Here is an 8,292-nt window from a genome sequence, read left to right on the forward strand (position 1 = left end):
GCCGGAGTCGGTCATGGCGGCGACGGCGAACGGGGCGAAGAAGGCGGCCTCGCTGCCCGCGGAGATCTGGGTGCCGTTGAGCTTGTAGCCCATGGCGATCTTGTTGGGGTCGCCGCCGGTCTTGTTCTTGATCCAGCCGTTCAGCTTCCGCGCGGCGGCCAGGGACTTGGCGTCGCCGCTGGTGACGGCGTCGTCGGCGATCCGCCACGGGGTGCGGCAGGCGTTCCACCAGTACTGGCCGTCGTTCGGGTCCTCCAGGACCTGGCCGGGGGCCGGCTTGGGGCTGGTGTTCGTGTCGACGACGAAGTCGGGGAGCAGGCCGGTGGTCGGCGCGTAGCCGGACTGGAGGTTGGCGATCTGGGTCTGGTGGGCGGTGCGGACCGCGTCCCAGGTGGTGTCACCGGTGGCCGCGCGGAAGGCGCGGAAGTGGTCGACCATCCAGTCGGAGGTGCGGGAGATGTAGTAGTACTGATCGCCGGAGCTGGACCAGTCGCCGAGCTTGAGGAGCTTGGTGGTGGGGTTCAGCTCGTCCTTCTTGATGGCGGCGATGTGCTTGAGGGCGAGCGCCTTGTAGTCGTACGTGCCGCCGCTGCCCCACTGCTTGTCGGCGAGGAGCAGGCCGTAGGCGACGTCCATGTCGCCGTCGGTGGCGCCGTCGCCGCCGTTGACGCTGCGGCAGTTGACGTCCTGTTCGGCGGCGAGGAGGTCGGGGTTGATGGACGAGGGGTGGTCCAGCTTCCACTTGACGAGGCCGTCGAAGATCTTCTTGGCGTCGGGGTCGGCGCCGGCCATGGTGGCGGCGATGACCATCCCGTAGCCCTGGGCCTCGGCGACGTAGGGGTGGTCGGCGTCGGGCGAGATGACCTGGTACCAGCCGTTGCCGCAGTTCTGCCGGACGAAGGCGGCCTTCCAGCGGTTGTAGTAGTCGACGACCTTCTGGTCGATGCCGGACTGGGTGCCGGAGGGCTTGAGCATGCCGGCGGCGTAGGGCTTGAGGTGACTGCCGAAGGGCACGCCGGGGCCGGTGCCGCCCCCGCCGCCGGCCGGGGAGCCGTAGACCTCGAACTCGTGGAGGGAGTAGCCGTACGGGGTGCCCCGGCCGGTGCCGTACATGCGGACGTACCGGCCGCTGCCGGAGACGGTGACGTCGTCGACGGCGCCGTCGCCGCTCGTGGTCGCGTAGACGTCGGTCCAGGTGGAGCCGTCGGCCGAGGTCTGGAGGCGGTAGGTCGTCGCGTGGGCGGCCTCCCAGTCGAGCTTGATCCGGGAGAGCGTGTGGTTCGCCCCGAGGTCGATCCGGATCCACTGCGGATCGACGCCCTCCAGGCTGGCCCAGCGGGTGGCGCGGTTGCCGTCCACGGCGAGCCCGGGGGAGAAGCCCGAGCCCTCCACGGACGAGGACGTCGCCGGCTTGCCCGCGGAGACGAGGGCGTCGGCGGCCTCGGCCTCGCTCTCGGGCAGGACGGCGAGGGGCAGGGCCAGCAGAGCGGCGAGTCCGAGCGGGATGGCGCTTCGTCGGCGCATGACAACTCCCTTTCTCTCCAGGGCGATCGCTCGTTAGGAAAGATTCCTAACTATCGGCGCGCCGAGCGTAGAGAGAGGCGGGGAGCCCGCGCAAGACCCCGTGCCCCGCCAGACCGGCCGGATGGCCGGGAATCACCCCGGCAGCGTGAGGGCGCGCGCGAGGGCGGTGGCGAAGCCGTCGGGGTTGTCGAGCATCAGGTTGTGCCCGGCGGCGGGCACTTCCAGGACGGGCACGCCCATCTCCGCCGCCTGTTCGGCGGCCCGGTCCGGCAGGCTCCGCTCCCCCACCAGGAACGCCCGGGGCAGCGTCAGCGCCCGCAGCACCTCGCCGGCCTCCGGGTCGCCGCCCTCGACGAGCGCGACCGCGCACCGGTGCACGGCCCGCGCGTCGGCGAGCCGCAACCGCGCCGCGTAGTCGGCCCGTTCGGAGAGGACCAGCAGCTTCGCGTACCCGCTCCGGACGAAGGCCTCCTCCGGCTGCCGCGCCATCGGCCCGCTGAACGCGCCCCCGCCCCCGTACAGATTGGGCTCCGCCACCACCAGCCGGGCGATCCGCCCGGGCCGGGCCGCCGCCAGGTGGATCGCGACGGCGCCGCCCATCGAGTGCCCGACCAGTTCGACGCCGCTCAGGTCGAGGTGGTCGAGCAACTCGGCCACGGCCGCCGCCTGCCCCTCGGGCCGGTAGTCGAAGTCCCCGGGCCGGTCGCTCAGTCCGTGCCCCAGCAGATCGACGAGGAGCGCCCGCCCGCCCCCCAGGGCGGGGTGCGTCGCGATGTGCGCGAAGTCGGAGGCGGCGGTGCACCCGAGCCCGTGGAGGAAGACCCGCACGGGCCCGTCCCCGGGGAGGTCGAGCCAGCGCAGGTGGGCCTGGTGTTCCGTCAGGAAGAGTTCTTTCATGGGGGAAGCCTACGAAGGGGCGCGGAGGCCGCGGGGCGGGGGCGGCGGGCAGGGCCGGGGGGCTTCGCCGAACCGTCGACGGCGCGGGGCCGGACCGGTCGGACGGCTCCTCGGTCGCCGGAGGGCGTCGACGAGCACGTCGTACCGGCTGCTCGGACGCGCTCACCCCGGCCGGGACGGGACGGGGCTGGGGGCAGGGCCGGGCCAGGGCCGGGGGCAGGGCCCGCCCGGCCGCTCCGCTGCCGCGACCGCTGCCCGCCGTCGGCGGCGCGGCGCCCCGCGCACGGAGCGTCCGCTCCCCCGCCCCGCGGGGCCCCCGCCTACGTGTACTGGGCGAGCTGGATCAGGTTGCCGCAGGTGTCGTCGAGGACGGCGGTGGTGACCGGGCCCATGTCCACGGGGGGTTGGGTGAAGCGGACGCCCAGCGCGGTGAGGCGGGTGTGTTCGGCGTGGACGTCGTCGACGGCGAAGGAGGTGGCGGGGATGCCGTCGGCGACGAGGGCCGCCTTGTAGGGCGGGACGGCGGGGTGGCCGGAGGGCTCCAGGAGGAGTTCGGTGCCTCCGGGGTCCTCGGGGGAGACGACGGTGATCCAGCGGTCCTCGCCGAGCGGCACGTCGTGTTTGGGGGCGAAGCCGAGCACGTCGGTGTAGAAGCGGAGCGCCTTCTCCTGGTCGTCGACGAAGACGCTGGTGATGTTGATCCTCATGGGGTGTCCTCGGGCGGTGCGGGGGTGAGCCATCGCGTGACGATGTGCTCGAGCGGGCGGGGGTCGAGGTCGTGGAACTTGTAGCGGCCCTCACGGCGGGGCGTGACCAGACCGGCGGTCTCGAGCACCGCGAGGTGCTGGCTGACCGCCTGCCGGGAGAGGGCGAGGCCGTGTCGCGTCGCCAGCCGGGCGCATATCTCGAAGAGCGACTGCCCGTTGCGTTCGGTCAGCTCGTCGAGGATCACCCGGCGCGTCGGGTCGGCCAGCGCCTTGAACAGATCCTCCTCCATGCCGCCACGATAGGCAAGTCCACGCTTGCCTATCAAGTCGACGGGTCGACGGCCGTGCCGGGCGTCCCCGGAGGCTCTCCGACGCGCTCCGTCCGGGACGCGGAGCCCGCCTAAGGTGGTCGCGTACCCGGCCCACCCTGACGAGGGAGAAACCTTTGAGCACGGCCAAGCGGACCGGCGCCGCGACCCGATCCTCCTCACGCGTCGCCGGCGGCCACGCCGCCGACGGCCCTGTCACCGACGGCCACGTCGCCGACAGCCACGAGCTGATCCGTGTGCTCGGCGCGCGCGAGAACAACCTCAAGGACGTCAGCGTCGAGATCCCCAAGCGACGGCTGACGGTCTTCACCGGAGTCTCCGGCTCCGGCAAGAGCTCACTGGTCTTCGACACGATCGCCGCCGAGTCCCAGCGGCTGATCAACGAGACGTACAGCGCCTTCGTCCAGGGGTTCATGCCGACGCTGGCGCGCCCGGACGTCGACGTGCTCGACGGCCTGACCACGGCGATCATCGTCGACCAGCAGCGGATGGGCTCCGACCCGCGCTCCACCGTCGGCACCGCCACCGACGCCAACGCCATGCTGCGCATCCTCTTCAGCCGGCTGGGCACCCCGCACATCGGCTCCTCGCGGGCCTTCTCCTTCAACGTCCCCTCGGTGAGCGGCGCGGGCGCGGTCACCGTGGAGCGCGGCGGCCGGACGGTGAAGGAGAAGGCGAGCTTCCGGATCACCGGCGGCATGTGCCCGCGGTGCGAGGGCCGCGGGCGGGTCTCGGACATCGACCTGGCGGAGCTGTACGACGACACCAAGTCGCTCGACGAGGGCGCGCTCACCATCCCCGGGTACACGGCGGACAGCTGGTACGGCCGCACGTACCGCCTCTCCGGTCTCCTCGATCCGGCGAAGCCGATCCGGAAGTACACCGAGCGGGAGCTGGACACCCTCCTCCACAAGGAGGCGACCCGGGTCAAGGTCGAAGGCGTCAACGTCACGTACGAGGGCCTGATCCCCAAGCTGAAGAAGTCCTTCCTCGCCAAGGACGTCGAGTCGCTCCAGCCGCACATCCGGGCCTTCGTGGAGCGGGCCACCACGACCCGGGTGTGTCCGGAGTGCGACGGCACCCGGCTCAACGAGGGCGCCCGTTCCTCGAAGATCAAGGGGATCAACATCGCGGACGCCTGCGCGATGCAGATCAGCGATCTCGCCGCGTGGGTGCGCGAGTTGGACGACGCCTCGGTGGCGCCGCTGCTCGAGTCGCTGCGACGGACCCTGGACTCGTTCGTGGAGATCGGGCTCGGCTACCTGGCGCTCGACCGGCCCGCCGGCACCCTGTCGGGCGGCGAGGCGCAGCGGGTGAAGATGATCCGGCACCTGGGCTCCTCGCTCACCGACGTCACCTACGTCTTCGACGAGCCGACGGCCGGTCTGCACCCGCACGACATCCAGCGGATGAACGAACTCCTGCTGCGGCTGCGGGACAAGGGCAACACGGTCCTGGTCGTGGAGCACAAGCCGGAGACGATCGCGATCGCCGACCACGTCGTGGACCTGGGCCCCGGCGCGGGCACCGGCGGCGGCACGATCTCCTACCAGGGGACGCTCGAAGGGCTGCGCGGCAGCGGTACGGTGACGGGTCGTCACCTCGACGACCGGGCCTCGGTGAAGGACACCGTGCGCGAGCCGACCGGCGTCCTGGCGATCCGCGGCGCGACCGCGAACAACCTGCGGAAGGTGGACGTCGACCTGCCGCTCGGGGTGCTCGCCGTGGTCACCGGCGTCGCCGGCTCCGGCAAGAGCTCGCTGGTGCACGGCTCGATCCCGGCGGACGCCGGGGTGATCACGGTCGACCAGACGCCGATCCGCGGCTCCCGGCGCAGCAACCCCGCGACGTACACGGGCCTGCTCGACCCGATCCGCAAGGCCTTCGCCAAGGCCAACGGCGTCAAGCCGGCGCTGTTCAGCGCCAATTCGGAGGGTGCCTGCCCGACGTGCAACGGCGCCGGAGTCACGTACACCGACCTGGCGATGATGGCGGGCGTGGCGACCACCTGCGAGGAGTGCGAGGGCCGCCGGTTCATGGCCTCGGTCCTGGAGTACGAGCTCGGCGGGCGGGACATCAGCGAGGTGCTCGCGATGTCGGTGACGGAGGCGGAGGCGTACTTCGGCGCGGGCGAGGCCCGCACGCCGGCGGCGCACCGGATCCTGGAACGCCTCGTGGACGTCGGCCTGGGCTACCTCACGCTGGGCCAGCCGCTGACGACGCTCTCGGGCGGCGAGCGGCAGCGTCTGAAGCTGGCGACGCACATGGGCGAGAAGGGCGGGGTGTACGTGCTCGACGAGCCGACCACCGGCCTCCACCTGGCCGACGTGGAGCAGCTGCTCGGGCTGCTCGACCGGCTGGTCGACTCCGGGAAGTCGGTGATCGTGGTCGAGCACCACCAGGCCGTGATGGCGCACGCCGACTGGATCGTGGACCTGGGCCCGGGCGCGGGCCACGACGGCGGCCGGATCGTCTTCGAGGGCACCCCCGCCGATCTGGTCGCCGCCCGCTCGACGCTGACGGGCGAGCATCTGGCCCAGTACGTCGGGGCCTGACCGCCCCCGGGCCCGACCGTTCCTCGGCCTCGGTCCGGGAGCTCATGGTCCGCCGGCCGGTGCCGGTCCTCCGAGGAGCGCCGAGGGCTGTAGGAGGACCGGCCCGGCGGCGACCGCCTCCGTCGCCGTCTCCGTCTCCGTCGCCGTCGCCACCGCGACGACGGCGGCGCGGCGGTGATCCGTCCACTCCTTGAGGCGTACGTCCTCCGGGGGCGGTCGGCCCGCCTTGAAGCGGGCCTCCGCGCGGACCCAGGCGCGCAGGAGCGCGGGGCCCGGGTCGGGGGCGGCCAGGGCCTCGTGGAGGTCGGGTCCGGGAAGGACGCGGCGGAGGACCGGGAGGGGGCCGGGGCGCCGGGCGGCCGGTTCGACGTCGACGCCGACCGGGCCGGGGGCCGCGGCCGCCGCGACCAGACCGTCGGCGTGGCTGACGCTCACGCCGAGGCCGGGGTGTGCGGGGAGGTGCGGGCGGCCATGGCCGGACCGGCCGCAGTCGGGGCAGCGCTGGGCGAGGCCGGTCGCGGCGGGCGGGCGCCCGGTGGCGCGGGCGGCGCAGAGGCGGAGCAGGAGCCGGGCGGCCAGGACGTCGTCCGCGCGGGCGGGGACGCGGATCGCGGCGAGCCGGCGCAGCTCCCAGGGGGCGAGGAGGTGCGGCCCGAGGCCGGGGGCGTCGAGGACCTCCCGGGTGGTCGCCACGACCACGAAGGCGCCGGGGGTCACGCGGTGGGGGCGAGGAAGCGTTCCTGGACGCGGGCGAGAGTGCGGAAGTCGTCGATGGTGACCTCCTGGAGGTCGATGGACGTGCCGGAGATGTCCTCCAGGAGGTCGATGAACTCCAGGAAGTCCATGGAGTCGATGAGCCGGGCCTCGATGAGGTCCTCGTGGGCGTCGACGGGGCCTTCGAGGCCGGGGTTCTTGTCCTGGATCCAGGCGGTGACGCGTTCCATGGTGCGGTCCTCCCTGCGGGTGGGGGTGTGATGACGGTTCGTCAGGCGGTGGCGGCGCGGACGCGGGCGAGGGCCTCTTCGGGGCCGCCGTGGGCCAGGAGCATGGCGTGCGTCCAGCGTTCGAGGCCGAAGGCGACGCAGGAGCTGTGGGCGGGGCCGTGGGCGCCGGCGCGGATGTCGAGGCGCTCGCCGAAGAAGTTGCGGTGGCGGTTGACGGAGGCGACGGCGGTGCCGTCCGGTGCGCTGTACTCGTGCTTGACGGGGTCGAGCGCCATCAGGCGGGCCCGGGAGCCGCCCTTGTCGTAGAAGGGGTCGTCGGCGGCGGCGCGGGTGAGGTCGAGGCCGAGGAGTGCGGCGGTCCGCTGGATGAACTCGGCTCCCCTCTCCAGGTGCTGGACGGCTCCTTCCTTGGTGCCGAGGTAGACGACCTCGCGCATGTGGAAGCCCCAGAGGCGGCGCAGGCCGTCGTAGTGGGTCTCGTTACGGAAGCAGCGTCCGGCGGCGGAGAGCCGGAGGCCGTCCTCGCCGACGTCGGCGCCCTCCAGGGAGAGCAGCAGTCCGTAGCAGGTGGCGGAGGGCAACAGGTAGCCGGTGGGTTCGAGGGACCGGTCGCCGGGGGCCTGTCCGGCGGCGAGGAGGTCGTGGGCGTCGGGAGCGAACCTCCCTGCGGCGACGCCGAGGTGGGGGAAGTTGCGGAAGTAGTCGAGGCGGGCGAGGCCGTCCGCGGGGAGCAGCGGCGGGCCGGTGACCTCGGGCGCGGAGAGCCGTGCGGCCAGCCCGCCGAGGAGGACGTCGAGGGCGCCCAGCAGGGCGGTGTGCGCCGGGTCCAGCGTGAGCAGGCCCGGGCCGGGGCTCTTGAGGCCGGTGACAGGTGGGGTCGTGGCGCTGGGTGTGCTCATGGAACCGTTCCCTCTCGGCGTGGGCGGTCGGTCAAGGGTGTCGGTCGAGTGCGTCGCGGGTCCGGGGCGTCGCAGATCCGGGGGCGTGGGAGGTCCGGGGCGGGCCGTGCCCGTCCCCCTGTCGGTACCGGTGTCGGCGGGGCGGCGGGCGGGGCCCTGCGCGTGGTCGCCGTCGACCGGGCGCAGCGGTCGTGCCGGGCCCGACCGGTGGGGTCGGCGCCGGCTCTGCGCAAGGGGACAGTAGGACAGTCGACCGAAGGTTGTCTAGACCAAAGATCATCCCCCAACCGGCCCCGGTACGCGTCGTTTTCGGGCGGACGGCCGACACGCGGGGCATACCGACGGGTCACTTGACACCGGCGATGGTCTACACCAATTCTTTCCCTCGTCCCCCGCGGCTCCTCCCCCGTCACCGGGTCCGCGCCCGTCCGCCCCCC

Annotated in this window: 8 protein-coding genes; 1 reads left to right on the forward strand and 7 read right to left on the reverse strand. The window is 73.1% G+C overall.

Features of this window, described 5'->3' with window-relative positions; all coding sequences use genetic code 11:
* The 4 genes from IE245_RS32480 to IE245_RS32495 all read right to left on the reverse strand — a co-directional run.
* Positions 1-1,524: glycosyl hydrolase family 8 (locus IE245_RS32480; protein ID WP_229851822.1), on the reverse strand; the 1,524-nt coding region annotated here is incomplete at its 3' end.
* Positions 1,525-1,656: 132 nt separating this feature from the next.
* Positions 1,657-2,421 carry an alpha/beta fold hydrolase gene (locus tag IE245_RS32485; protein ID WP_189954241.1) on the reverse strand — a complete coding sequence of 255 codons (765 nt, stop codon included), beginning with the start codon at positions 2,419-2,421 and terminating at the stop codon, positions 1,657-1,659.
* Between the two features lie 320 nt (positions 2,422-2,741).
* The gene (locus tag IE245_RS32490; RefSeq protein ID WP_189954243.1) at positions 2,742-3,128 is read right to left on the reverse strand and encodes a VOC family protein; all 387 of its coding nucleotides are present in this window, start codon (positions 3,126-3,128) and stop codon (positions 2,742-2,744) included.
* Positions 3,125-3,418 carry an ArsR/SmtB family transcription factor gene (locus IE245_RS32495; RefSeq protein ID WP_189954245.1) on the reverse strand — a complete coding sequence of 98 codons (294 nt, stop codon included), beginning with the start codon at positions 3,416-3,418 and terminating at the stop codon, positions 3,125-3,127. The genes IE245_RS32490 and IE245_RS32495 overlap by 4 nt, the downstream gene beginning before the upstream one ends.
* Positions 3,419-3,693: 275 nt before the next feature.
* Here IE245_RS32495 and IE245_RS32500 point away from each other — a divergent pair, with 275 nt between their 5' ends.
* Entirely contained in the window at positions 3,694-6,012 is a 2,319-nt protein-coding gene (locus tag IE245_RS32500) for an ATP-binding cassette domain-containing protein (RefSeq protein WP_229851846.1), read from the forward strand.
* A gap of 42 nt (positions 6,013-6,054) precedes the next feature.
* On the opposite strand, the gene IE245_RS32505 is transcribed toward IE245_RS32500, so the two are convergent.
* The 3 genes from IE245_RS32505 to IE245_RS32515 are packed head-to-tail and all read right to left on the reverse strand — an operon-like array spanning position 6,055 to position 7,855.
* The gene (locus IE245_RS32505) at positions 6,055-6,729 is read right to left on the reverse strand and encodes a 4-phosphopantetheinyl transferase (protein ID WP_229851825.1); all 675 of its coding nucleotides are present in this window, start codon (positions 6,727-6,729) and stop codon (positions 6,055-6,057) included.
* Positions 6,726-6,956: an acyl carrier protein gene (locus IE245_RS32510; protein ID WP_189954249.1), complete on the reverse strand. Its 231-nt coding sequence runs from the start codon at positions 6,954-6,956 to the stop codon at positions 6,726-6,728. Before IE245_RS32510 ends, IE245_RS32505 begins: the two co-directional genes overlap by 4 nt.
* 41 nt (positions 6,957-6,997) lie before the next feature.
* Positions 6,998-7,855 carry a class-II aminoacyl-tRNA synthetase family protein gene (locus IE245_RS32515; protein WP_189954251.1) on the reverse strand — a complete coding sequence of 286 codons (858 nt, stop codon included), beginning with the start codon at positions 7,853-7,855 and terminating at the stop codon, positions 6,998-7,000.
* Between the last annotated feature and the right edge of the window lie 437 nt (positions 7,856-8,292).

It is taken from the genome of Streptomyces roseolus (assembly GCF_014649855.1).
Lineage (GTDB): Bacteria > Actinomycetota > Actinomycetes > Streptomycetales > Streptomycetaceae > Streptomyces > Streptomyces roseolus.

What these genes read in the sequence shown, in the direction of transcription:
- IE245_RS32515 (WP_189954251.1), bottom strand. Translation starts at nt 7,855, where the DNA reads ATGAGCACACCCAGCGCCACGACCCCACCTGTCACCGGCCTCAAGAGC.
- IE245_RS32490 (WP_189954243.1), bottom strand. Translation starts at nt 3,128, where the DNA reads ATGAGGATCAACATCACCAGCGTCTTCGTCGACGACCAGGAGAAGGCG.
- IE245_RS32510 (WP_189954249.1), bottom strand. Translation starts at nt 6,956, where the DNA reads ATGGAACGCGTCACCGCCTGGATCCAGGACAAGAACCCCGGCCTCGAA.
- IE245_RS32485 (WP_189954241.1), bottom strand. Translation starts at nt 2,421, where the DNA reads ATGAAAGAACTCTTCCTGACGGAACACCAGGCCCACCTGCGCTGGCTC.
- IE245_RS32495 (WP_189954245.1), bottom strand. Translation starts at nt 3,418, where the DNA reads ATGGAGGAGGATCTGTTCAAGGCGCTGGCCGACCCGACGCGCCGGGTG.